This window comes from Streptomyces gilvosporeus (genome assembly GCF_002082195.1).
GTDB lineage: Bacteria > Actinomycetota > Actinomycetes > Streptomycetales > Streptomycetaceae > Streptomyces > Streptomyces gilvosporeus.
Map to the genome: position 1 here is coordinate 688443 of NZ_CP020569.1, position 23527 is coordinate 711969.

The 23527-nt window shown below is 70.0% G+C and carries 20 protein-coding genes and 1 pseudogene; 13 read left to right on the plus strand and 8 right to left on the minus strand.

Features of this window, described 5'->3' with window-relative positions; all coding sequences use genetic code 11:
• Positions 1-384: 384 nt before the first annotated feature.
• Positions 385-948 (plus strand): ATP-binding protein, encoded by a 564-nt coding sequence (locus B1H19_RS03285; RefSeq protein WP_159027973.1) that lies wholly within the window; start codon positions 385-387, stop codon positions 946-948.
• 187 nt (positions 949-1135) lie between these two features.
• Here B1H19_RS03285 and pip read toward each other — a convergent pair whose 3' ends face one another.
• Positions 1136-2095, minus strand: a complete 960-nt coding sequence (pip, locus tag B1H19_RS03290) for a prolyl aminopeptidase (RefSeq protein WP_083102749.1) — start codon at positions 2093-2095, stop codon at positions 1136-1138.
• Between the two features lie 852 nt (positions 2096-2947).
• Between pip and B1H19_RS03295 the strand changes: the two genes are divergently transcribed.
• The 5 genes and pseudogenes from B1H19_RS03295 (at position 2948) to B1H19_RS03320 (ending at position 10403) form a co-directional block, all read left to right on the plus strand.
• Entirely contained in the window at positions 2948-5203 is a 2256-nt protein-coding gene (locus B1H19_RS03295; protein WP_083109401.1) for a serine/threonine-protein kinase, read from the plus strand.
• 546 nt (positions 5204-5749) lie between these two features.
• Positions 5750-7051 (plus strand): cytochrome P450, encoded by a 1302-nt coding sequence (locus B1H19_RS03300; RefSeq protein WP_083102750.1) that lies wholly within the window; start codon positions 5750-5752, stop codon positions 7049-7051.
• A gap of 503 nt (positions 7052-7554) precedes the next feature.
• Positions 7555-7782 (plus strand): ferredoxin, encoded by a 228-nt coding sequence (locus tag B1H19_RS03310; RefSeq protein WP_083102751.1) that lies wholly within the window; start codon positions 7555-7557, stop codon positions 7780-7782.
• Positions 7779-9149: pseudogene (locus tag B1H19_RS03315) on the plus strand (NAD(P)/FAD-dependent oxidoreductase); the annotation flags it as partial. The gene B1H19_RS03310 and the pseudogene B1H19_RS03315, both read left to right, overlap by 4 nt.
• A 132-nt stretch (positions 9150-9281) precedes the next feature.
• Entirely contained in the window at positions 9282-10403 is a 1122-nt protein-coding gene (locus B1H19_RS03320) for a cytochrome P450 (protein ID WP_418361502.1), read from the plus strand.
• Positions 10404-10457: 54 nt separating this feature from the next.
• Here B1H19_RS03320 and B1H19_RS03325 read toward each other — a convergent pair whose 3' ends face one another.
• Together B1H19_RS03325 and B1H19_RS03330 are read right to left on the minus strand one after the other, a co-directional pair.
• Entirely contained in the window at positions 10458-11114 is a 657-nt protein-coding gene (locus B1H19_RS03325; protein ID WP_418361503.1) for a hypothetical protein, read from the minus strand.
• Positions 11111-12316: an ArgE/DapE family deacylase gene (locus B1H19_RS03330; RefSeq protein WP_418361504.1), complete on the minus strand. Its 1206-nt coding sequence runs from the start codon at positions 12314-12316 to the stop codon at positions 11111-11113. The genes B1H19_RS03325 and B1H19_RS03330 overlap by 4 nt, the downstream gene beginning before the upstream one ends.
• A gap of 241 nt (positions 12317-12557) precedes the next feature.
• On the opposite strand from B1H19_RS03330, the gene B1H19_RS03335 reads away from it, so the two are divergent.
• Positions 12558-12995: an Lrp/AsnC family transcriptional regulator gene (locus B1H19_RS03335; protein WP_083102753.1), complete on the plus strand. Its 438-nt coding sequence runs from the start codon at positions 12558-12560 to the stop codon at positions 12993-12995.
• 140 nt (positions 12996-13135) lie between these two features.
• Here B1H19_RS03335 and B1H19_RS40285 read toward each other — a convergent pair whose 3' ends face one another.
• Entirely contained in the window at positions 13136-13267 is a 132-nt protein-coding gene (locus B1H19_RS40285) for a hypothetical protein (protein ID WP_257789433.1), read from the minus strand.
• Positions 13268-13461: 194 nt separating this feature from the next.
• Between B1H19_RS40285 and B1H19_RS03345 the strand changes: the two genes are divergently transcribed.
• The 3 genes from B1H19_RS03345 to B1H19_RS03355 are packed head-to-tail and all read left to right on the plus strand — an operon-like array spanning position 13462 to position 16687.
• On the plus strand, positions 13462-14115 hold the full coding sequence (locus tag B1H19_RS03345; protein WP_083102754.1) for a response regulator transcription factor: 654 nt from the start codon (positions 13462-13464) through the stop codon (positions 14113-14115).
• A complete protein-coding gene (locus B1H19_RS03350; RefSeq protein WP_083102755.1) occupies positions 14106-15374 on the plus strand; it encodes a sensor histidine kinase in 1269 nt (422 codons plus the stop codon). The genes B1H19_RS03345 and B1H19_RS03350 overlap by 10 nt, the downstream gene beginning before the upstream one ends.
• Positions 15375-15412: 38 nt before the next feature.
• Entirely contained in the window at positions 15413-16687 is a 1275-nt protein-coding gene (locus B1H19_RS03355; protein WP_083102756.1) for a COG4705 family protein, read from the plus strand.
• A gap of 322 nt (positions 16688-17009) precedes the next feature.
• Here the strand turns inward: B1H19_RS03355 and B1H19_RS38530 are convergent, their stop codons facing one another.
• Entirely contained in the window at positions 17010-17300 is a 291-nt protein-coding gene (locus B1H19_RS38530) for a hypothetical protein (RefSeq protein WP_159027974.1), read from the minus strand.
• A gap of 162 nt (positions 17301-17462) precedes the next feature.
• On the opposite strand from B1H19_RS38530, the gene B1H19_RS03365 reads away from it, so the two are divergent.
• Positions 17463-18308, plus strand: coding sequence for an inositol monophosphatase family protein (locus B1H19_RS03365; protein WP_083102758.1), 846 nt, complete (start codon positions 17463-17465; stop codon positions 18306-18308).
• A gap of 32 nt (positions 18309-18340) precedes the next feature.
• Here B1H19_RS03365 and B1H19_RS03370 read toward each other — a convergent pair whose 3' ends face one another.
• Genes B1H19_RS03370 through B1H19_RS03380 form a run of 3 tightly spaced genes read right to left on the minus strand, consistent with a single transcriptional unit; the run spans position 18341 to position 21134 of the window.
• Complete coding sequence (locus B1H19_RS03370) at positions 18341-19525, minus strand: cytochrome P450 (protein ID WP_083102759.1); 1185 nt, start codon at positions 19523-19525, stop codon at positions 18341-18343.
• 36 nt (positions 19526-19561) lie between these two features.
• Positions 19562-20935, minus strand: coding sequence for an NAD(P)/FAD-dependent oxidoreductase (locus B1H19_RS03375; RefSeq protein ID WP_083102760.1), 1374 nt, complete (start codon positions 20933-20935; stop codon positions 19562-19564).
• Positions 20925-21134, minus strand: a complete 210-nt coding sequence (locus B1H19_RS03380; RefSeq protein ID WP_083109403.1) for a ferredoxin — start codon at positions 21132-21134, stop codon at positions 20925-20927. The genes B1H19_RS03375 and B1H19_RS03380 overlap by 11 nt, the downstream gene beginning before the upstream one ends.
• A 284-nt stretch (positions 21135-21418) precedes the next feature.
• On the opposite strand from B1H19_RS03380, the gene B1H19_RS03385 reads away from it, so the two are divergent.
• Positions 21419-22114, plus strand: coding sequence for a response regulator transcription factor (locus B1H19_RS03385; RefSeq protein WP_083102761.1), 696 nt, complete (start codon positions 21419-21421; stop codon positions 22112-22114).
• A gap of 5 nt (positions 22115-22119) precedes the next feature.
• Positions 22120-23511 (plus strand): sensor histidine kinase, encoded by a 1392-nt coding sequence (locus B1H19_RS03390; RefSeq protein ID WP_083102762.1) that lies wholly within the window; start codon positions 22120-22122, stop codon positions 23509-23511.
• Positions 23512-23527 lie beyond the last annotated feature (16 nt).

The window sequence follows — 23527 nt, forward strand, 5'->3', positions numbered from 1 at the left end:
CGACTGCCACACGGCGCCGGGTGCACGGTGAAGGCATACGTCAGCTCCCCGGTACAGCCGACGGCACGGAAAGAGGTGGGGTGGACGTGATGACCTGGGTCGTTGTTCGCACACCACAGCCCTCCCGGGTGCCCCACCGGAGCCCGCGTGGCCTCCTGACTCCACCGGCCGCCCGCGGTCCCGGGGAGAAGCGAGGGCAGAAAGATGTTCCCGGAACCGGAATCGTCCCCGGGCACGGCCCGACAGCCCACGGCGGACACGGACCTGACGCCGTACGGCTCCTCCTGGTCGGGGCCCCACGTGAGGGCCCCCGTATGGCGGGCCCCGCCCCTGCCATTCCAGCCTCCCGCTGCGGCGGATTCCGCTCGGCCGGACCGCATCGTCATGAGTACCGTCATTCGCACCCACTGTGTCGCCGCAGGTGAGGGCGTACTGCTCCCGCTGTGCCGTCTGTTGGGGCGGCTGGCGGCGACCGCCGCTGCGCGGGTCGCTCAGCTGGCCCGGTATCTGAGGGGGACACGCGGCAAAGTGGTCTCGCAGCCGCTCGACTCGCATGTGCGCGCCGTGCCCCAGGCCCGGCGGATCATCCGGGCCGAGCTGGCCCGGTGGGGGCTGCCCGAACATGTCGAGACCGCCGAACTCCTGGTGAGCGAACTGGTCACCAACGCGCTCCAGCACGCCTGGGGCCCTCTCCACCTGCGGCTGTCCCACTCCCCCGTTGACCGGACGCTGCGCTGCGACATCGCCGACGGCTGCCCCGCCGCTCCGCCCGCTGACCGCCCACCCGCCCGCGCCGACGAGGACCACGGCCGAGGGCTGCACCTGGTCGACCAGCTCTCGACCCGCTGGGGCGCACGGCACACCGCTACGGGGAAGACCGTCTGGTTCGAACTGCGCACCCTCGGCAGCAGGGCCCGTCGGCGGCGGGGGCTGCGGCGGCGGCTCTGATCGGTGGGGTACACGTCGAGGGTGAGCCGACTGGCTTCGCGCACTTCGACCGACAGCGTTGGGCGGTCCCCGGTAGGACCGCGGCACTCGCATGTCCGGCACGACCAGCCCTGGCGCGCATGTCCGTGTCGGTCTGCAACGCCTCCAGGTTCCGCATCGCGGCGGCCGAGACGCCGTGCCCCGAGGGTCACCGGTTCTTGAACTCCTCGATGGCCGTCCGGACCGTCTCCTGCATCGCGTCGCTTCCGGCGTGTCCGGAGTCTTCGATGATGTGGAGCCGCGCGTCCGGCCATGCCTTCGCGAGCTCCCACGCCGTCTGTACTGGGCTGCCCATGTCGTGTCGGCCGTGGACCAGCACTGCCGGAATCCCGGCCAGCTTGTGGGCGTTGCGCAGCAGTTGGTCCTCGTCCAGCCACGCGCCGTTGCTGAAGAAGTGGGCGCAGATCCGTACGAATGCGATCTGCGCGTCGACTTCGCGATTGCTGTACATGCCGGGCATGCCGTTGGGTTCGTTCGAGATGACCGCGTCCTCCCAGGCGAGCCAGTCGGCAGCGGCCTTCTCCCGGATCGCCCGGTCAGGGTTCTCCATCAGCCGCGCGTAGGCCGCCAGCAGGTCGCCGTCCCGCTCCTCCTCGGGAACGGCGTCGCGGAACCGGTCCCACGCCTCGGGGTAAAACCGCCCGGCACCCCGGTAGAGCCAGTCGATCTCGGTGCGGCGGGTCGTCGTGACGGCCGGGATGACCATTTCACTGACACGCTCGGGGTGCTGCTGCGCGTAGGCGAGGATGAGCGTCGCGCCCCAGGAGCCGCCGTTCAGCAACCACCTCTCGATGCCGAGGTGCTCTCGCAGCCGCTCCATGTCGTCGATCAGGTGCTGTGTGGTGTTCAGACTCATGTCCGCCGCCGGGTCGCTGGCGTGCGGGGTGCTGCGACCGCAGTTGCGCTGGTCGAAGCGGATGACGCGGTAGCGCTCGGGATCCCAGGCCCTGGTCGGCCGCTGGGGGGCGCCGGACCCTGGGCCGCCGTGGACGTTGAGGGCAGGCTTACCTTGAGGGTTTCCGCACTGTTCGTAGTAGATGCGGTTGCCGTCTCCGGTGTCGAGCAATCCGCTGTCGTAGGGATGGGTCGGAGGGTAGAGATCAGCCATGACCCTCGACCCTACGGGTGATCGTGGTTGAGTTCGGTGATTTCTTTCCCAACTTGCCGCATGACATGGGCGTTGAGCTGACAGACGAGCGAAGCCTTCGGTAGGTGGGTTTTCGACGCGAACGGCGGCGGCCCGATTGTCTGGGAGTAGCGGTCCTCCAACGAGCGGGTGCGGCGGCCCCGCCTGGTCGGGGACACAGCCGTGGTCGCCGCGTCGCCGAAGGGCTACAGCCCTGCCCCGCTTGGGAGATGCGTGATGAGCTCCCCTCCCCTGCCTCGGCCGGGGAGGCGGGCCGCCGTCGCGCAGGCCGCGGGCAGGCTGCCGCGTGACAACGGGCATCTGGCAATGCTCGACAACTCCTCTTCTCTCTGCGGCAGTTCCCCCCGGACGTGCTGAAGGCCGTCAGCTTCACCGGTGGCACGGGCTCCGAGGCGCTCATGGAGGCCGTGACGATCCTCAAGAAGCTCAACGCGGACGGGGCCCGGAAGGCCCCCGAAGGCGCGCCGACGGACTTCGTGCCCGCGAAGTGGGCCGGCTATCTGGAGCAGGCGGCGCGGGACCGGAGCATCACGGCGTACCGGCGCTTTCTGGGAGCCGACGGTGCTGCTGGGCCTGCGCGACGCGCTTCGGCGACGGCGCGCTGGTCTTCGACGCGTCCTCCCGCCGGGAACGAGTGCAAGGCCCGGCGCGCAGATCTCCGTGGAGAAGACACAGCACTTCGAGGAGGTGCTGCGGAAACTGACGGAGCGGGGGGAATGTCAGGCACAGGCACTGGAGCGGTTAGTTTGTGTGCAGGACTGGTACGCAGGTCCGTGGTGGCAGAGGTGCACGGGGGACGAGAGGTCGGGAAGAGTGTCGCTGCGCGAAGGTGATCCAGCCGAGATCGGCGGTTATCCACTTGAGGCCCGGCTCGGCTCTGGTGGCATGGGCACGGTCTTTCTGGCCCGGACGAGTTCGGGGCGACCTGTTGCGATCAAACTGATCCACCCGCAGTTCGCGGCGGACGACGAGTTCCGCATCCGCTTCCGGCAGGAGGTGGCGGCGGCGAGGAGGGTGAGCGGAGCGTTCACCGCCGCCGTGGTCGACGCTGCGCCTGAGGCCGAGCAGCCGTGGATGGCGACGACCTATATCCAGGGGCACACGCTCTCCCGGCTCATCGCCACGAAGGGCCCGCTGGGCGGAGCGGAGCTGAGGAGGCTCGCCATCGGGCTGGCGGAGGCGCTGCGGGACATCCACCGGGTGGGGGTCGTCCACCGTGACCTGAAGCCCTCGAACGTCGTGCTCTCGCCCGAGGGCCCACGCGTCATCGACTTCGGCATTTCGCGCGCCGTGGACCAGCAGACGCTGACGATGACAGGGCGGGTCATCGGCACGCCGCCCTTCATGTCGCCGGAGCAGTTGCAGGCGCCGCGTGATGTGGGGCCGCGGTCCGATGTCTTCTCGCTGGGAACGCTGCTGGCGTACGCAGCGACGGGCCACGGGCCCTTCGACGCGGAAAGCCCATACATAGTGGCGTATCAGGTGGTGCACGGGGAGCCGTCGCTGGAGGACGTGCCGGTGGCCTTGCGCACGGTCGTCGAGTCGTGCCTGGCCAAGGAGCCCGACGGGCGCCCCTCGGCGGACGAACTCCTCGTGCTGCTAAGGGACCTGCCGGCCGACCTCGGCCAGACCGACGCGGGGGGAGTCGGCGCGGGCCACACCCGCGACATGATCACCCAGCATCACTTCGCGACGCCGGCCACCCCGGCGCCGACTGCCCCGACCACCACCCCGGCCGGTCCCGATACGGGGAGCGCCGACACCCCCATCGGCGGCCGACGGCGTCGCCGATGGCGTCGCCGATGGCGTCCCGTGCTCGCGGTCGCGGTCGCGGTGGCAGCGGTCGGTGGCGGAGTCGCCGCACTGACGACGGGCGGCTTTGGGGGGAACAGCGGCGGCGACCAGGGCAACAGCCCTGCGGCGCCGAGTGCCGCCCTTCCGGCCGGCTTCAAGCCGTGGCACGAGACCGTGCCGGGCGGTCGCGAGGACATACCCGACGAGCTGCGTTGCGTCGCGCGCGGCGACGCGCTGTTCTGCGGGGGCGGCGGTGTTGTCGCAACCCGTATCAGGGCCAGGGACGGCTCGCGGGTGTGGACGGCGAAGAGCCCCGGCGTCCCCGTCAATGGCATGTACCTGGTGGGCGCCACCGACGACACGGTGCTCGGTTACCGCATCGCCGCCCGGCGCGCCCCGCAGGGCCCACCCAGCGAGGTGGTGGCCATCGACGCGAACAACGGCCGGGAGCTGTGGTCCGTGCCGTCCGGCGCCCAGTCGACGGCCGTCACAGGTCGGACTCAGGACGCCATTGTGGTCGGCTCCGACGTCGTGACGGTCGACGCTTCCAACTCCCGCCTCGAGGCCCGCAACGCGCACAGCGGTCGGGTCACATGGAAGTCGCCCTTCCCTGCGGGTAAGCAGTGCGCTCCCGTCCTGGTGGGCCCACAGCTCGTCGCGATGTGCGCGACGGATGCGGAGGTGCGTGCCTTGGCGGTGCGCCGCCCCGCCCTGTACCCGGTCGACCGCGCCACGGGGGCACTGGGCAGGCCCATCGCGGTCAACGGCCCCGCCGTGCCGATGGGCATCGCCAACGGCAGGCTCGTACTCCTGCAAGTACACATGGGGGGAACGGACTTGGCCCGCTACAACAGGGTGGCACGGGTCGACCCGGCCTCGCGGAAGGTCACGTACTCCCCACTGGGCAAGACCTACGCGGGGACGCCCGGCATGGCGGACGGCACGGTCTACGTGAGCGGGCAGACCGGTCTCGTCACAGCACTCGATCCCGCGACCGGCCGGAAGAAGTGGTCGCGGCAGACCGGCGTGGAGGGTGCGTCGGGTCCTGTTGCGGGAGCCGACGCACTGTATTTCAGCTCGGCCACCGGCCGGGTGGTCGCGCTGTCGCCGCACGATGGCAAACCGCTGTGGACAACAGATCCGCAGGCCGATGGGTTGACGGGCGAGCTGGGCGCAAGCCCGCGGGTGACTCTTGCGGGGCGTGCGGTGATCGTGGCCGCGGCCAAGAACACGCTCTTCGCCTTCGACGCGCAGAAGCCGCCGAAGTCGGGCTGACCCGGGTGGCTGGACGGCGGCTGCAACATGGACATCGAGTACCGCGGGAAGCTCCGCCGCCGGCACCACGTACCAAGATCCGGGCCAGGTGCGAGGTGACCGGTTCGCGCGAAAGCCGTTCCGTTCCTTCGGAACGTTGGTGCCGCGGTCTTGAGGGTGCCCGGCGCCGCCACACCTCGCGGCCGGGGGCGGCACGGACCGCCGGCACCGGGGCGACGTTGGCAGGCTGCGGGCCCAGCCCGCAAGCACGCCCTTTGTATCCACACGTGCAGCCGATACTCTGAAATATGTGCTATGTGCGAAAAAAATTGCATGTATGACACATGGCGTTGAAGGCAAGCGAGAGGAGTGCCTCATGATCGCCAAGCTGCTCGCCAAGTTGTCCTTCACCCGCAACTACGGTGCGTACGGGCTCCACGACTGGGGCACGCACACCGGCGACAGGGTGTGACCACACGGTCGGCGGGCGCCCGCGGGCTCCCGCCGGCTCTGGTCTCGCTGCCGACGATATCGGCCTGACTGGTACGAGGAGTCAGGGGCGATCCCATGGGCCGAGTGAACGAGCCGCCGCGGTTGCCCGGAGGCAGCTTCGCGGCCTGGAGCCGCGACCGGCTGGCACTGGCGCGCCGTGGCGCCGAAGAGTGCGGGGACGTCTGGCAGCTGGAGCCGGGCGTCTATGTAGCCGCTACGGCCGGGGTGTGTGAAGCGGTCCTGCGCCGCGCGCAGGACTTCCCCAAGCCGTCCTCGCCCCTCTTCCCGCCGTTGAAGCGGGCCGGCGGACCGCCGATGCCCGAGGAGCGTGTGCACGCTCGCGCCGCCCGCATGCACGGACTGCGCCCGCAGGCGGTTGCGGCCCGGATCGGTGAGATCGCGCCCGGGACCGCTCGATTTGTCGACCAGTGGCCCACGGGCCAGGACGTCGAGATTCTTCCCCTGGTCCGGCCCTTCCTGGCCGAGATCGGCGTGCACTACCTCTTCTCCGAAGACGCTCCCGTCCTGCTGCCCTTCGCCTGGCAGCTCTTCGTGGCCCGGGAGGTGCTCGTACGCCCCTCGCGCTGGATGTGGCCGCGCTGGGTCCCCACACCGACACGGCGGTTCCGCACACGGCGGCAAGTCGCCTTCACCAACGCTTTGCGGCCCATCATCCGCCGACGCCGTTCATCGGGCCGACTCGGTGACGACGTGCTGGGACAGATGCTCCGACCCTCCCCCCGCTACGGACCACTACCGGAAGAAGCCATCCTCGACACCCTCCCCGGACTCACCGTCGCCACCTTCGAGACGCCCTCCCGGGCAGCCGGATGGATCCTGCTCCACCTGGCCCGATACCCCCACGCCGCGGACCGCGTCGCGGCCGAAGCCGCCCTGCTGCCCGCCGACCCGGCCACAACGACCAGCACCCACCTCGACAACCTGCAATACACCCAGGCGCTGGTACAGGAAGTGCTCCGACTGCACCCCCCGAGCTGGCTGCTCACCCGGCGCGCCCCGCGACAGACTCAGCTCGCCGACTACACCATCGACGCCGGGTCCACCGTTCTCGTCTGCCCCTACACCGCCCACCGCGACGCACGGGAACACCCCGAGCCGGACCGGTTCCGGCCCGAACGCTGGCTCGACGATTCGGGCTCGACGGCCAAACCCGGGGTCTTCCTCGGCTTCGGTACCGGGCCGCACGGCTGCGAGGGAGCCTCTCTGGCCATGGCCATGCTCACGCTCATGACCGCGCAGACCGCCCGCCGCTACCACGTGAGCGAGCCGCCCGGCCCGGAACCCGGCTACCAGGTCACCACCTTCGAAGGCCTCGCAACCGCCGGCCTGCACCTGCGTGCCACCTTGCGCGGCTGAGGGCAGTCCTCTTTTCGGTGGCAGGCCGCCTTGCCCATCATGACGAGGTCGTGGTGCCGGCCGGCGAAGAGAACGTGCTCCCGCAAGCGCCCCTCCTCGGTGAAGCCGAGCCCACCAAGGTGCGCCGCTGACAGCGTCGTTGATGTCAACGCTGAATGTCAGTCGTTCGTCTCCCGGGCCATCGGACTCGCCCGTATCGGTGCCGCTGTTACGCTGATTTTGTGACGGTTTTCCGGCGCACCGTGCCACACGGTTTCCGTCGAAACGGCAATCCAAAAGATCGCCGCTTACGTAACCACAATGCAGCCGCAATCAGGGATCCGTCCCTAGTCAGGCGCCGATCGCCTCAACCGCGATGATCAATTCTTTCCATGGGGACCCGACGAGCGCGGTGCACCCCCTCGCACTTCGCAGGGATGGGCAGCGGCCGGATCCGCCCTCGTTGCGCGCCGGAGTAGCGCTGGCTTGAGGGTCTGCAGCTCCCACTCCCTTTGGAGGCCGGGGTGAAAGTTGTCGTTGATCTTTCCCGATGTGTGGGGTATGCGCAGTGCGCATTCCTGGCTCCGGAGACGTTCCGGATGCACGGTGAGGAAGCGCTCATGTACGCCCCGAACCCCGACGACGCCCAGCGCGACCAGGTGCTGCGCGCCGCGGCGGCCTGCCCGGTCCAGGCGATTCTGGTCGACCGGTTGGAGGGACGGGACGCACCGGCGGAAGCATCGCCGACATGACCACCGCAGACAATCTGCAGGCGTTCAGGCGCGACGGCCGCATCGTGGTCGTCGGGGCGTCACTGGCGGGGCTGCGGGCCGCGGAGGCCCTGCGCGATGAGGGTTTCACCGGATCGCTGACCATGATCGGCGACGAGCTGGGCGAACCCTACGACCGGCCTCCCCTGTCGAAGCAGGTACTGACCGGCTGGGTGCCGGCCGGGGACACCAAGCTGCCGCGCCGTCGTGACATCGATGCGGACTGGCTGCTGGGTGTGCCGGCCAGCGGGCTGGACCTGGCGACCAACCAGGTGCTTCTGGCCGACGGACGCGAGGTTCCCTTCGACCGGGTGCTGATCTCCACCGGAGTTCGGGCCCGGCCCTGGTTCGTCGAGAGAGAGGCGGCTCTGGACGGGGTCTTTGTCGTGCGTACGCGCGAACACGCCGAGAGTCTGCAGCGGGCCCTCGCCGCCGGTCCCTCCCGGGTACTGGTCATCGGTGCGGGCTTCACCGGCTCCGAGATCGCCTCCGTCTGCCGCGAGCGGGACATCCCGGTGACCGTCGCCGAACTCGCGCCGGCTCCACTGGTCGGGGCGCTCGGCGCCATGATCGGCGAGGTTGCGGCCGACATGCAGCGCGCTCACGGTGTCGACCTGCGGTGCGGTGTCAAGGTCGCCCGGCTGGAGGGCGACGCGCAGGGACGGTTTCGCCGTGCTCACTTCGACGACGGCAGTACGGTCGACGCCGATGTGGCGGTGGTGGCACTCGGGAGCATCCGCAACACCGAGTGGCTGCGGGAGTCGGGACTGGCGGCGGGCGTATGGGGAATCACCTGCGACACGGGCTGCCGCGCCCTCGACATCAACGGCCGCGCCACCGACGACGTCTTCGCCGCGGGAGACGTGGCACGTTGCCCGAACCCCTTCTATGAGTACCGGCTCATCTCCCTGGAGCACTGGGCCAACGCCGTGGAACAGGCAGAGGTCGCGGCACACAACATGGTCAGTGCCCAGGCGGACCGCCGGCCCTACCTGTCCATCCCGCTGTTCTGGTCGATCCAGTTCGGCGTCAACATCAAGTCCGTCGGCGTGCCGACCTTCGCCGACGAGGTGGCCGTCACCCAGGGATCGCTGGACGACCACCGTTTCGTCACCGCATACGGCTATCGGGGCCGCGTCACGGCAGCCGTGAGCTTCAACAACGGTAAGTGGCTGGACCACTACCGACGGCTGATCGAGACGGCCGCACCTTTCCCGCCCCCCTGCCCCACGCCGGACCAGCCGCCCGACGGGAAACCGGTGCCCGTCGACCTCCCCGACCCCGCCCTGCTCACCCAGGGCGCCACGGCCGTCGTCACAGGCCATGACCCGGGTGAGCGCAGCGTCACCGCCGTGCACCGGCGTCGGCAAGAGGAAAGCCGGACGACCACGACCGGGACGCCCGGCACGCTGCAACAGATCTTCGACTACTCCGCCCGGGCCGACCCCTACCCGCTGTATGCCGAGTTGCGCAAGACGCCGGTGGCTCTGCAGGAGGACGGCAGCTACGTCATCAGCACCTATCGCGAGATCACGGACGCACTGAATGATCCGCATCTGAGTTCCGACCTGCGCAATCTGTCGCCTCCGCCGCCCCCACCCGAGGAAGGGGCCACCTCGTCGTTCATCCACATGGACTCGCCCGAGCACGATCGCTCGCGGCGTATGGTGATGCGTCACTTCGGCCCCCCGCACACCCCTGGGCTGGTGACCGGATTTGAAGGCTTCCTGACCGCCACCGTCGGCAGCCTGATCGACGATGTGGCGGGCAAGGAACGGATCGACGTCGTCGACGATTTCGCCTTCCCGCTCCCCGTAACCGTGACCTGTCACTTGCTCGGCGTGCCACGCGAGGACGAGCCGAGGTTCCACCTCTGGGTGAACGACATCATGAACTCGATCGAGTACAACCCCGAGACCGACCCGAAGGAGAAACTGGACAAGGGCGTTCAGGCCCGCAAGGACCTGCGCCAGTGCCTCGGCGAGTTGGTGGAACAGCGCCACGGCCGGCCGGGAGACGGCCTGCTGTCACGGCTGGCCAACGACGACGGGCCCGACGGTCGGATGGCCGACGCCGAAATCGTCGCCACCGCCAGACTGCTCCTCATCGCCGGCCATGAGACCGTCGTCAACCTCATCACCAACGGCATGCTGACACTGCTGCGCCACCCGCAGGTGCTCCAACGACTGCGCGACGAACCGGACCTCGTCGTGCCACTGGTCGAGGAACTGCTGCGCTACGAGCCCCCCGTGCAGATCATTCCCTGGCGGACGGCGTACAGCGACATCACCGTCGCCGACACCGTCATCCCCAAGGGCTCCCAGATCATGCTCATGCTGGCCTCAGGAAGCCGCGATCCGAAGCGCTTCCACGACCCGGACCGCTTCGACCCGGATCGGCATGACAACCAGCACCTGGGGTTCGGCAGCGGCATCCACCTGTGCTTCGGCGGCCCCCTGGCCCGGCTGGAAACCCAGATCGCGCTGACCGAGTTGGTACGCCGCCTCGACCGCCCCCGGCTGGTCGCCGACCCGCCGCCGTACCGGCTCAGTCCTGTTCTTCGGGGTCCGGTCCATCTGGACATCGAGCAGGGGGACGGTTGACGCGGCAGCTGAACTTGAGGTCGAGCGAGCCGGGCACGGCCGCCGCTCCCACCCCTACCGGCGAGCGGGATCCGGCTTCGGGGCACGCCGCTGGACCATCTGGTAGCCGATCGTGAGGATCGTGCACCACACGGCCCATACGTACAGTCCGAGGCGGGTGTCGCTGGAGGCGGCCATCAGCACGACCACGAAGGCGAGTGCGGCGAGGGCGATCCAATTGGTGACCGGGGCGCCGGGCATCCGGAAGTCGACGGCGGGCAGGAGCCCGGCGCGCACCTTGGCCCGGTAGCGCAGGTGCGCGACGAGGATGATGGCCCAGGTCCACAGGCCGGCGCAGGCGCTGACCGAGGTGTCGTAGACGAACGCCTTGTCCGGGGAGACGACGTTGACGACGACACCGATGGCCATGACGAGGGTGGACAGCACCAGTGCGGGCAGCGGGAGCCGGCGGTGGGTGAGGCTCCTCATGACTTTCGGGGCCTCGCCGTTGACGGCCAGTCCGCGGACCATCCGGCTGGCGGAGTAGATGCCGGAGTTGCAGGAGGACAGGGCGGCGGGGTCATGGTGGTGCCCTTTCGTTCCACGGCTCGGTGGTCGACGTGCTGGTCCTGCTCGGCGGGGACGACTCCACCGGCCCCTCTCACGGCCACCGTCCCGCCCGAGGGAGGTGGCCCCAACACCCGTGCAGGGCGGGCGGCTTGTGCGTCCTATGCGGTGCCGACGGTGCGCAGTACCGCGAGGACGAGGGTGCGGGTCACCGCGACGATCTCGGGTAGGGAGACCTGCTCCCGGGAGCTGTGCGCCAGGCGCACGTCGCCGGGTCCGAACTGGAGGGTGGGGATGTCCGCGGCGGCGTACAGACGCAGGTCGCTTCCGTAGGGAGCGCCGCGCTCGCGCAGCCGCGGACCGCCCACCGCGTCGCCGTGTGCCTCCCGGACCAGAGCGCCGAGCGGATGGCCGCTCGGCAGCCGGCCGCTGGCGAATTGGCCGCCGGGCCAGCTCACGGTCGTCGGGTGCGCGTGCAGCCACGGATCGTCCGCGCAGGCCTCGGTCACACAGCTCTCGAAATCGGCCATCGCCTCGGCCGGGTCCTCGCCCAGCCGGACGCCCAGCCTGCCCTCGGCGACGAGGCGGTCCGGCACACTGCTCGCCCAGTCACCCGCGCGGAGCGTGCCGACGGAGAGCGCGTAGGGGATCCGGTACTCCGCCATCAACGGGTCGGCCGCTGTGTTGCGCTGGGCTTCCAGTCGGGCCAGCGCCCGGTGAAGGGGCAGGTACGCGTCGATGGCGCTGACGCCCGCGTCGTGGGTGCTCGCGTGGGTGGCACGGCCCGTGACCTCGATACGGAAGGTCAGCGCCCCGGCGTTCGCGGTCACCAGCGTGCCGCCGGTCGGTTCGGTGATGATGCAGGCGTCACCGGTATGTCCGCGCTGGAGGGTGGCGAAGGCGCCGAGCCCGCCGTCCTCTTCACCCACCACGCAGTGGGCGGCCACCCGACCGCGCAGCCTGGCCCCGCTCGCGCGGATCGCCGCCAGGGCAGCGAGGTTGGCGACCAGCCCGGCCTTCATATCGCAGGCGCCACGGGCATGGACGACGTTCCCGGCCACGCGCGGGACGAAGGGGTCGCCGTCCCACTGCGCGAGGTCGCCGGGCGGTACGACATCGACATGCCCCTGAAGGATCATGGCCGGCCCGTCACGGTCGTCCGGCGTGGTCGCCACCAGCCCCCACGCCTCGTCGCGCGGTGCCTCGGTCCCGGGGAAGTCGGGATGGGCGCGCAGGGCGGGCAGGTCCATGGACCACAGGTCGACGTCGAGGCCGAGCCGGTCCAGATGTCCTGCCAGGCGGTGCTGCATATCGGACTCGGCGGCGCTCCCGGTCACGCTGGGGATGACGAGCAGTTCCAGCAGCATCTGGGCGATGGCGTCCTCGTCGATCGCCGCCAGAGCGGCGGACTCCTCGGACGTGAGCACTGCGGTCAATGGGCACTCCCGACACATCGCGGCTGAGCGGATGGGTCCGGATGCTATGTTCGGGCCGCTGACGCAATCAATCGCCATATCTTGTTCGCTGAGCCCTATTTTTTGTTTAGTTCAAGCTGCTGCGGAGTTTTCTTGCGCATGTGGCCAGTGTCCCTCCCACGGAGGTAACGGCGTGGACGCCATCGACGAAGAGATCATCCGCTGCGTTCTGCGGAATGCGCGGAGTACCTATGCCGAGATCGGTGAGGCGGCCGGGCTCTCCGCGCCGGCGGCCAAGCGGCGGCTCGACCGGCTCGTTGCCACGGGGGCGATCCGCGGGTTCACCGCGCTCATCGACACCCAGGCGCTGGGCTGGCGGACCGAGGCGTTCGTCGAGGTGTACTGCAAGGGCAATCCCTCGCCCGCCGAACTGCAACGGGATCTGGAGGGGATCCAGGAAGTCGTCGAGGCGTGCACCGTCTCCGGCGCGGCGGATGCCATGCTGCACATGCTCGCCCGGGACATCCCGCACCTGGAGCAGGCCATTCAGCGGGTCCGTGAGGCCCCCGTCATCGACCGCACCGAGAGCGTGATCGTGCTGTCCCGTCTGCTCAACAGGCCCCGACTGTGAGCGGCCTTGAGGGCTGATACCAGCCAGGGCCTCGTCACGCCATCGGATACCGGGGCCTCTTGAGACGATCAGATACCGGGACCTCGTGAGGCGGATCAGCCGTGCACGGTGACCGTCGGCGTGAGTCCCGGCCCAGGGTGCTAGGCCTGGATTCGTCCGGCTTCCTGCCGCAGGTCGGCCAGCAGCTCGTCGGCGCTGCCGACCGTACTGGTTCGCAGCATGGCCACACCGATATGCCGGGCCAGCACCCGTCCGTCGAGGGGGCGGACCACGATGTCGTCCCGGGGGCTGCCCAGTCCCAGACGTGGGACGAGTGCGACACCGCTGCTGCGGGCTCGGCCCCTCGCGCAACCTTCGGGGCTTCATGGCAGGGCAGGGGCGCGCGGCACCAGCGGACTGCTCCCGACCGTCAGGCGGCTGACCAGGGAAGATGGAGAACTGGGACGGGAGTATCTAGGGTCAGCAGGTGGCTTTCATCATGGTGTGCGAAGACGACGCGGCGGTCCGCGACGTCCTCAAGCGCGCCCTGGAGCACGACGGCCACACCGTCTCCGTCGCCGCCACGGCCGACAGCCTGCTGCGGCAGCTCGCACCGGCGCCCCATCTGGTCGTCCTGGATCTCGGGCTCCCGGACGCCGACGGCCGCGACGTCTGCCTGTCCCTCCGGGCTCGCGGCGTCGACGCGCCGGTGTTGATGCTCACCGCCTTGGACGGCCTGCATCACAAGGTGGGCGGCTTCGAGGCCGGCGCCGACGACTACATGACCAAACCCTTCGACATCCCGGAACTGCTGGTCCGCGTCCGGGCACTGCTGCGCCGAGCCACCGTGGCGCCCGCACCGCGCGAGGTCGTCCTCGATCCGGCGAAGCACGTGGTGACCTACGATTCGGCGAGCATGAGCCTGACCCCGACCGAGTTCCGGCTGCTGGGCCGCCTGATCGCCTCGCAGGGCGACGCGGTGCGCCGCCACGCCCTCATCGCTGCCGGCTGGCCGCACGGGGCGCAGGTCAGCGACAACACCCTCGACTCCTATGTGCGCCGGCTGCGGGCCAAGCTCGGTCCGCTGGGTGTGGCCGAGCATCTGGCGACCGTCCGCGGCGTGGGCTACCGATGGCAGTGACGGGATTCCGCAGAAGCGTCGTCGCGCTCACTGTGCTGATCGCCACCGCCGTGGTGGCGATACTGGTCGTGGTCTCACACGTGCTGCTGAGCCGGGTGACGGACGCCGACGCGCGCGATCTGGCACATACGCGCGCCGAGGCGGTCGCGGCGAACGTCACTGCCAAAGGCAGCCGTGTCGTACTGACGGAGAACAGCAGCGAGGCGCTGGACGAGGTCGCCTGGGTGTATGCCGACGGCCGCCTGATCGACGGGAACGTGCCGCCGAGCGTGGTCGATCGCGTCGAGGAGCTGGCGGGCTCGGGGCGATCGCAGACCGCGTCGGTCGGCGAATACCTCCTGTACGCGCAGAAGGTCCCGATCGACGGCCACCACGTCATGGTGATCGTCCAGGTGGACCTCACGCCCTACGAGACATCCGAGCAGCGCAGCCTGACCTTGTCTCTGATCTTGGGCGGCCTCGCCATCCTCCTCGCCGGCGTTGTCGCACACCTCGTGGTGCGCCGCGCGCTGCGGGTCGTGCACGAGATGGCCGCCCTCGCCGACGACTGGGGCCATCACGAACCCGGGCGCCGCTTCAACCTCGGGGTCCCCCGCGACGAGTTCGGAGAACTGGGGCGGACCCTGGACCATCTCCTGGAGCGCGTCGACAACGCGCTGGCGGACGAGCGCCGGCTCACCGATGAGATCGCCCACGAGCTGCGGACACCGCTCACGGTCCTGCGGGCCGAGGCGCAGCTGGCGCAGCTGTCCGGCGAGCCGGTGCCGCCGAAGGCGGTGCTGAGCGAGGTCGACCGCCTCGATGCGGCGATCACGACGATTCTGCGCGCCGCGCGCGCACGGGCGGACAAGGGGACCCGGTGCGATCTGCGCTCCGCCGCGCGGCAGGCGATCGCCGGCCGCGCGGTCGAGGTCGCCTTTCCCCCGAAGGTCGAGGTCGCCGTGGCGGCCGACGTCGCCGTGTCGCTGCTGTCGCCCCTGCTGGAGAACGGCCTGCGGCATGCGCGGTCGCGTGTGTGGATCACCGCGCGCATCCAGGGTGAGGCAATCGTGGTCGATGTCCTGGACGACGGCCCCGGATTCGATCCCGCGGAGGTCGACCGGGTCTTTGAAGCGGGTGTGACCGGCGGCGGCGGGTACGGGCTGGGGCTGCCGGTGGTCCAGCGCATCGCCACCTCGGCCGGTGTGGAGGTCCGCGCGATCGCGGACGGCCGCGGTCACGTCGAGGTGACGCTCCCGACCGTGCGTGCGGCAACGTAGTCAGGTTGCGTGCAGGTTCGCCGCGTAAACCTCCCCGCATGACAACGACGACAGAAGCACGCACGCGCAGCGGGCGGCTCATGCTGAACAAGGTTCCCGAGGTCACCATCTGGTTCTGGGTGATCAAGGTCCTGTGCACGACCGTCGGTGAGAGCTTCGCCGACTGGATCAATATGAAGCTGGGCGTCGGCCTGGTGAACACGGCCTTGATCTTCACCGCGGTGTTCGTGGTGGTCCTGGTCGTCCAGCTGCGGCTGAAGCGGTACGTTCCGTTCCCCTACTGGCTGACCGTGGTCGTCGTCAGCGTCACGGGCACCTTGTACACCGACATCCTGACCGACCAGCTGAACGTGCCGCTGTGGATCAGTTCCGCGGTCTTCTCGGTGCTGCTCGCGGTGGTCTTCGGCGTGTGGTGGGCGCGTGAGCGCACGCTGTCGATCCACTCGGTCACCACGCTCTCGCGGGAGTCGTTCTACTGGCTGACCGTCCTGGTCACCTTCGCGCTCGGCACCGCGACCGGCGACTGGACTCTGGAGCTGACCGGCTGGAGCCCGGGCGTCTCCGTGTTGCTGCCGCTCGGCCTCATCGCGGCGATCACGGCGCTGTGGCGGTACGGCGCCAACCCGGTGCTGTCCTTCTGGCTCGCCTACATCCTGACCCGCCCGCTGGGCGCGAACATCGGCGACTGGCTCGCCTCCCCCAAGGTCGCCCAGAGCCCGGGCGACCCGACCGGTCTCGATCTGGGCACGTTCACCACCAGCCTGATCTTCCTCGGCCTGATCCTGGCGACGGTGGTCTACCTGACGGTGACGCGCTCGGATGTGACCGAGACCCACGAGGCGACCCACGCCGCACCGGCCACCAGCAACCCGCGCAGGGAGCACACCGCGCTTGCCGGCTTCGGACTGCTCGCCGTCGCCACCGCGGGCCTGCTGGTCTGGGCCCACGGTCAGCCGCACGTCGGCCCGGCCCCGGAGGAGGACAACACCTCCGCCGTCCAGATGGCTCCCGGCCAGGCGGTGAAGAAGTTCCCGCCCGCCAAGGTCGCCGCGCTGAAGAACCTCGCCTCCACCTCGCTCAAGGACGCACGCGCGGGGAACGCGAAGGGAGCGCACGCGGCCGCCCAGTCGCTGCGTGACCTGTGGGACGCCGACCAGGCCTCGCTGCAGCCGCTGGACCAGACCGGCTGGACCTCCATCGACGCCCAGATGGACAAGATGCTCAAGACGTTCGGCATCGATCACTCGAACCCGCCGATGTCGCCTGCGCAGCAGGAGAAGGAACTGAACGCACTCCTGACGGACATGGGCTGACAGACCGCACAGCGCCCGTCCGGCCCACCCGGGGTGCGGGACCTGAACGGCTCCCTCGCCTGCGACGTAAGCGACGAGGGAGCCGCGGAGGGCGAGCCGGCGCAGCTGTGCGACCGCGGACACACCGGCGGCGGCCATGGGACGGGCGTCGGCCGTGGGCAGCGTCCTCACATTGCCGGCACCCGGGAGCAATCCGGGTGCCGGCCGTTTCGTTCATCTCCCCTTGCTGACCGGGGAGTTGGACGGCGCAAATGGCCGCCCGGGCGACAAACAAATAGTGGAGCTGTGGTGCATGAGGCCGGTTCGTTGCCGCTCAGGCCGTTCAATGCCCCACGCAACCCGGGTTCGGGTTGTCATCTCGGGCGCGTTCCTCGGCGTCTTCCTCCAAAGCGGCCATGCGGGCCTTGTATTCGGCCTGCGGGATCCGTCCGGTGGTGGCGAGACGTTCCAGTTCAACGGCCTGGACGTCATGGGCGATCTTGCGGCTCTCTGCCATTTGCTCTCTGCTGTACTCGACAGACTTGGCGCGCCGCCTGGAGCGATCTCGCTGTAACTGCTCGGCAATCATCCGTGCGGTCTGTTCCAAGTAATCGTCGTGCTGTCCTGACCACATCTCTCCACCTCGTATTCCATCGAAAACGCTGGAGCAGCGCCGCCACTCGAGGATCAGTCGGCGAGCCGACAACGGGCATCGGCGTGGGAGTCTGTGCTTCCGCAACACCCGTTGTGGTCGACAACAGAACCGCCCCACACTCGCCTCGCTAGTCTGCACGGCATGAGCAACTCCCCTACGGGCTCCGACGATGCTGCCGTCGCGATAGCCGGGGCGCGGGCCGGCGCGGACGTGATCCGCAACATGTACGGCCGACGACTCAACCGCATCGACAAGGGGGCCGGGGACTTTGCCACCGCCGCCGATGTGGCGGCCGAGAAGGCGATCCTCGACGTCATCCGTGCCGCACGGCCCGATGACGCGGTGCTCGGCGAGGAAGGTGGGCAGCAGGGCGCCGCCGACGCTGTGCGCCAGTGGCTGGTGGACCCCCTGTGCGGCACGCTCAACTACGCCGTCGGCAACATGGCGGTGGCCGTCAACGTGGCGCTGCGCAATGGGGCAGCGGCGGTGGCCGACCCGTTCAGCCGCGAGGTGTTCTTCACCGACGGGGAGACCGCCTGGGTGCGGCATGACGGGACCGACGAGGCACTACTGACGCCCACGCCCGCCACCCGCCTGGTGGACGTCAACCTGGATCCGCCGTTCCCCAGTGCGCCCGGATTCCGGGCCGTGGATCTGCTGGCCCACCCTGAGTTCGTCGCACGTTTCCGGCCGCGCGTCGTCTCCACGACGCTGGCGCTGGCCTGGGTCGCTGCCGGCAAGCGCGCCGCGTATGTCACCGATGGCGGCGACCTCTCCAGGAGCGTGCACTTCGCGGCGGGCATCGCTTTGTGCCGGGCTGCCGGCTGCGTCGTCACCGGGATCGACGGCACCCCTGTCGGTGAGGCACGTCGTGGGCTTGTCGTCGCCGCCGACGACGAGACCCACGGGCTGCTGATGTCGATGGTGCGCAGCCGAAGCCGCGCGGCGGCGGTTGGCGGTCGTTTCCGGCGCAACGGCCGACTGTGAGCCGCGGGGCCGGACGCCTCATACCGGACGCCTCATAGATGGACGGACAGGTGGCGGGGCCCGCGGAGCATCGCGTTCTGCCGGTAGGGGGGCGGGTCCTCGACCAGGCGGGCCGTATCGAGGTAGGGGATCAACGCACCGAGCGCGGACTGGGCTTCGACGCGGGCGAGGGGGCCGCCGAAGCACAGGTGGATGCCGCCGCCGAAGCCGAGGTGCTCGTTGTCCGGACGGGTGGGATCGAAGCGATCGGGCTCGTGGAACCGCATCGGGTCACGGTTGCCCGAGGCCAGCACCAGTACGACGGATGTGCCTCGGGGAATCGTGGTGCCGGTGACGTCGATGTCGGCGTGGGGGATGCGCTCCCGTATGTGGACCGGAGGTTCATAGCGCAGCAGTTCCTCCACCACGCGCGGCAGCAGGTCGGGCTCACGACGCAGATGGTCCAGCTGCTCAGGGTGGCGCAGCAGGGTGAGCACCCCGTTGGTGATCAGGTTGACCGTGGTCTCGTGCCCCGCGATGAAGAGCAGAATCGCGGTTTGCGCGAGTTCCTCCTGGGTGAGCCGCAGGGCGGGATCCGGTTCGTTGACGAAGGCGGAGAGCATGTCGTCGGTCGGGTGGCCACGGCGCTGCTCGGCGAGGTCGATCAAGTAGGCACCCATCTCGATCTGCGCCTGTTGGCCCGCCCGGACCCGCTCGGTGGGGTCCTCGTCCGGCCGCACGTCGGCGGCTGCGACCAGGGCGTTGGACCATTCCTGCAACTGTGGTTCGTCCTGCCGGGGCACACCGAGCAGGCGGCAGATGACGGTGACGGGCAGCGGGTAGGCGAAATCGTCGACGATGTCGACCTGGCGCCCTGCTGTGAAGGACCCCATCAGTTCCTCGGTGAGCCGGGCGATCTCGCCGCGCATGGCGTCGACCCGGCCCGGGCTGTGCGGCGGGCCGAACGGCCGCATGGCCAGGGTGCGCAGCCTGTGGTGTTCGGGGTCGTCGAGCCGGAGGAAGGGCGGTTTGCGCGTCGTCTCGCCGCGGGAGCGTGGATCGGCGCTCATCCGCGGGTCGTGGAGCAGTGCGGCGATCTCGTGGTAGGTGCCGATCAGACAGCTGCCGTCCGCCTGCCGCACCACGGGACCGGCTTCGCGGAGTTCCGCGTACAGCGGGTAGGGATCGGGGCGACTGGCGTAGTCGGTGATCCGTGCCAGCAAGGTGTCGGAGTCCATGGTGGCTCCTCGTGGTTGGGCCGGACGTGGCTCAGCTCAGCCGGTGGGCTGCACCACGGTCAGCCGGCGATCCGGCAGATACCCGGTGAGCGCCACGGTGGGGCCGTGGGACAGGCCCTTGGGATCCGGCACGTCGGAGGGAATCGGGACGTCGGCCGCGATGGCGCGGTCCGCCGCACCGGGCGGGGGCGGGAATGGAGCGGCCGTCTCGATCAAGTACCGGTAGTAGTCGAGCGACTTGGCCATGTCGACGGTGACCGCGGCGGTGACCCGCCCCTCGTAGCCGTAGACCATCGCCAGGCGGCGCGCCTCCAGAGAGCCCTGGGCAATGACCACATGGTCGGAGTAGGTGGGCACACCCACCGACTTGATGTTGAACCCGAACTGGGTCGACCAGAAGATCGGGATGGCGAGGTGCGGGCGCTGCAGCGGCCCCGGATTGACCATGTTGTGGGCCGCCACCTCGGCCTGGGCGACCGCGTTGCCCCAGTGCTCCAGGGAGAGCATCTGGTATCCGAACAGTGGGTGGGGGAAGCGGGAGACGTCGCCGGCCACGAAGACGTCGTCGGTGACGATCCCGTACATGTTGAAGGCCCGGCAGCCGGCGTCGCAGGCGACCCCGCGCGGGCCCGCGGCCAGCCCGGACTCCGCGAGCCACTCCACGTTGCGGACGGCTCCCAACGCCACGACACACAGGTCCGCGTCGACCCGACTGCCGTCGGACAGGTCCGCACCGGTGAACCGGCCGTTCCCGTCCCCGCGCAGGGCGGTGACGGTCACCCCGCAGCGCAGGTCCACGCCGTGGTTGAGCTGCATGACGGCCGCAAGTCTCGACAGGGTGCCGCCGAGCGCGCCCACCAGGGGCGCGGGGCCACGTTCGGCGACCGTGACCTCCAGTCCTCGTTCCCGGCAGGCCGAGGCGATCTCCGAGCCGGTGAAACCGGCACCGATCACCAGCACCCGCTGCGGCCCGGCTGCCAGCCGCTCGGCCAGACTCTCGGCTTCGTCCCGGGTGCGCAGCGTGAACACCCCGTCCAAGGCGGCCTCGTCCGGGTTGGGCCAGGGCCGTGCGCGGGTCCCGGTGGCGATCAGCACCCGGTCGAACGGCAGTGACTCGCCGTTGTCCAGCACCACCCGTTTCTTGAACGGGTCCAGCCCCGTGGCGCGTACCCCCAGGCGCCAGTCCGCGCCCGGGTCCCGCCGCATCGGCAGCCCGGTGGTATCCGCTGCCGCCTTGTCGAGGAGTACCTGCTTGGACAGCGGCGGCCGGTCGTAGGGCGGATGGGGCTCGTCCCCGACCACGGTCAGTGAGCCGGTGAAGCCCTCCGTGCGCAGCGCCTCCGCGGCCCGCAACCCGGCCAGCGACGCGCCGACGATGACGATATGGCCGTCTTTGAGGTCACCGAACACCGGCGTTCACCTCCTCACCGAGGAGGATCGCCTGTACAGGGCATGCCGCCGCGGCCTGCCGCACGCGCTCGACCTGGTCCTCGGGGACGGCAGGGGCGTACAGCAACCCCTCCTCCCCGTGCAGCTGGAACACTTCCGGCGCGAGGAACACACATTGTGCATAGCCTTGGCAGCGCGTGAGGTCCACAACGGTCCGCATCCTCACCACTTCTTCCGTTGCCTCGCCCCCCTCATCTCCAGCATGGGGTGAGATCCGGACGCCCGCACGGCCGCGCTCAACTCCCCCACGAACCGGTACGCGCCGGCACGGATTGCCGTTCGGGCGGCGGGATGTTCCGGCCGATGCCCCCATCGGTGGCGCGGGCGATAGTGGAGAGGTCACGCGTTCCGCCGCAAGTTCTGGAAGGACCGTTGGCCGAAATGGGCGGGCGGGGCCCGGTCGATCGTCCGGCGCGCCTACGGCGGCGGCCTAGGCTGTACATCATGGTGCAGGGCATCGGGTCCGGGGCGGCCGCTGAGGTAGTGAAAGTGCTGGTCGTCGAGGACGACCCGGGTATCGCGGGGTCATTGGTGCGCGGTCTGAACCGGGCCGGCTACGAGGCACGCAGTGTGGACACCGGTCGGGCGGCGCTCGTGTGCACACCGGTGCCGGACGTGGTCCTGCTCGACCTGGGTCTGCCGGATGTGGACGGCATCGAGATCTGCGGTCTGCTGCGTCGGCGGTCCGACGTGGTGATCATCGTGGTGACGGCCCGAGGCGAGGAGGGCGACCGGGTGGCTGCCCTCGACGAGGGAGCGGACGATTATCTGGTCAAGCCCTTCGGCTTGGCCGAATTGCTGGCGCGCATCCGGGCGGTACTGCGGCGTACTCGCCCTTCTGTGCCCGAGTTGCTGGCTCATGGTCCGCTCGTTGTCGACCCGCGCACCCGCAAGGTCACGGTCGACAGCCGGGAGATCGCTCTGACCCCCAAGGAGTTCGACATCCTGCACTGCCTGGCGGCCGATCCCGGCCGGGTCGTGACCCGGCAGGAGATCTTGGAGCGTGCCTGGGACGCCCACTGGTACGGGCCGACAAAGGTGCTGGACGTGCACATGGCGGCACTGCGCCGCAAGTTGGGTGTGCCGGGGCTGGTAGAGACGGTCTACGGGCGAGGCTTCCGTCTCGGTGAGGTTGGCTGATCGTCGTGACCCGCCGCATCGCGCTGACCGTGCTCGCCCTGATCACCGTGATCTTGGCGCTGGCGGTGGTGCCGTTGGGCCTGTTGATGACGGAGCGCGAACAGACCTCGTTCCGGGACGAGTCTGCCGCCATGACCAGGTCGATCGCCTCCGCTGCCGAGGAGCACCTGTCCGACCACAAGCCTGAGGCACCCGCACGGCGCCTGCTGGCAGAGGCTCGGAAGAGGGGGGACTGCGCCACCGTCTACGACCGCTCCGGCACGTCGATCCTGTCCACCCCGTGCACGACCGTCGCGGGTGGTCATGCCTCTCGGCTGGTGAAATCCGTCCTCGCGCATCCCGAGACCCGGGTGACCGAGGACAGTCAGCGGCTTACGACCGTGGTACCGATCGGCGACGCCTCCGACGCCGTAGGGGTGGCAGTCCTCACCCGCTCCACAGATTCGCTGAACGACCGCATGCTGGCGCTGTGGGGCTGGTACGCGCTGATCGGTGTCGGTGGCCTGGGCGCTGCGGTGGTGGTGTCGGTGTGGCTGGCCCGGTGGGTCAGCCGCCCGTTGCGTGTGGTCGACGCGGCGGCTCAGCGACTGGGCGAGGGAGCGCTCGACGCGAGGGCGCCGACCGAGGGCGGGCCGCCGGAGGTGCGGCGCCTGGCGGCCACGTTCAACACCATGGCGGGCCGGACCGAGGCTCTGGTCCACGGCCACCGGGCCGTCGTCGCCGACGTGTCACACCAGTTGCGTACCCCGCTCACCGCGCTACGGCTTCGCCTCGACCTGCTCGCCGCGGACGCGGAGGGCGACACGGCGGCGGAGCTGTCCAGTGCCCAGGAGGAGATCGCCCGGCTGTCCCGGCTGGTGGACGGGCTGCTCGCGGTGGCACGGGCCGAACACGCCGTCCCCCGGCCGGTGGCGGTGCGGGTGGACCGGGTCGTGGCGGATCGTGTTGCCGCCTGGGAACCGGTCGCTGACGAACGCCGGATCGAGCTCAGCGCCCGCTGCCGACCAGGGCTGACCGCCTTCGCCGGTGCGGGCGACCTGGAGCAGGTGCTCGACAACGTCATCGCCAACGCGCTCGGGGCCGTCCACGAGGGCGGCCAGGTGCGGATCAGCGGCACGGCCCACGGCGACACGGTGCGGCTGGCGGTGGTCGACAACGGTCCCGGCATGAACGCGGCAGCGCGGGCGACCGCCTTCCGCCGGTTCGGCAACCCTGAGGCGCGCGGTACCGGACTGGGCCTGGCCATCGTGCACCGGCTGGTCACCGCCAACGGCGGCACCGCCGAGCTGGCCGAGACGCCGGCCGGTGGTTTGACGGTGCTGCTGGCTCTCCCAGCGGCCCGGCGCAGGCGCGACCGCGGCACGGACACCGGCGGCACCCGCCTCGGCGAGAGCTGAGTCACGGCACTCAGCG

What these genes read in the sequence shown, in the direction of transcription:
- B1H19_RS03365 (WP_083102758.1), top strand. Translation starts at nt 17,463, where the DNA reads ATGAGCAACTCCCCTACGGGCTCCGACGATGCTGCCGTCGCGATAGCC.
- B1H19_RS03385 (WP_083102761.1), top strand. Translation starts at nt 21,419, where the DNA reads ATGGTGCAGGGCATCGGGTCCGGGGCGGCCGCTGAGGTAGTGAAAGTG.
- B1H19_RS38530 (WP_159027974.1), bottom strand. Translation starts at nt 17,300, where the DNA reads ATGTGGTCAGGACAGCACGACGATTACTTGGAACAGACCGCACGGATG.
- pip (WP_083102749.1), bottom strand. Translation starts at nt 2,095, where the DNA reads ATGGCTGATCTCTACCCTCCGACCCATCCCTACGACAGCGGATTGCTC.
- B1H19_RS03350 (WP_083102755.1), top strand. Translation starts at nt 14,106, where the DNA reads ATGGCAGTGACGGGATTCCGCAGAAGCGTCGTCGCGCTCACTGTGCTG.
- B1H19_RS03355 (WP_083102756.1), top strand. Translation starts at nt 15,413, where the DNA reads ATGACAACGACGACAGAAGCACGCACGCGCAGCGGGCGGCTCATGCTG.
- B1H19_RS03300 (WP_083102750.1), top strand. Translation starts at nt 5,750, where the DNA reads ATGGGCCGAGTGAACGAGCCGCCGCGGTTGCCCGGAGGCAGCTTCGCG.
- B1H19_RS03370 (WP_083102759.1), bottom strand. Translation starts at nt 19,525, where the DNA reads ATGGACTCCGACACCTTGCTGGCACGGATCACCGACTACGCCAGTCGC.
- B1H19_RS03330 (WP_418361504.1), bottom strand. Translation starts at nt 12,316, where the DNA reads ATGCTGCTGGAACTGCTCGTCATCCCCAGCGTGACCGGGAGCGCCGCC.
- B1H19_RS03380 (WP_083109403.1), bottom strand. Translation starts at nt 21,134, where the DNA reads ATGCGGACCGTTGTGGACCTCACGCGCTGCCAAGGCTATGCACAATGT.
- B1H19_RS03285 (WP_159027973.1), top strand. Translation starts at nt 385, where the DNA reads ATGAGTACCGTCATTCGCACCCACTGTGTCGCCGCAGGTGAGGGCGTA.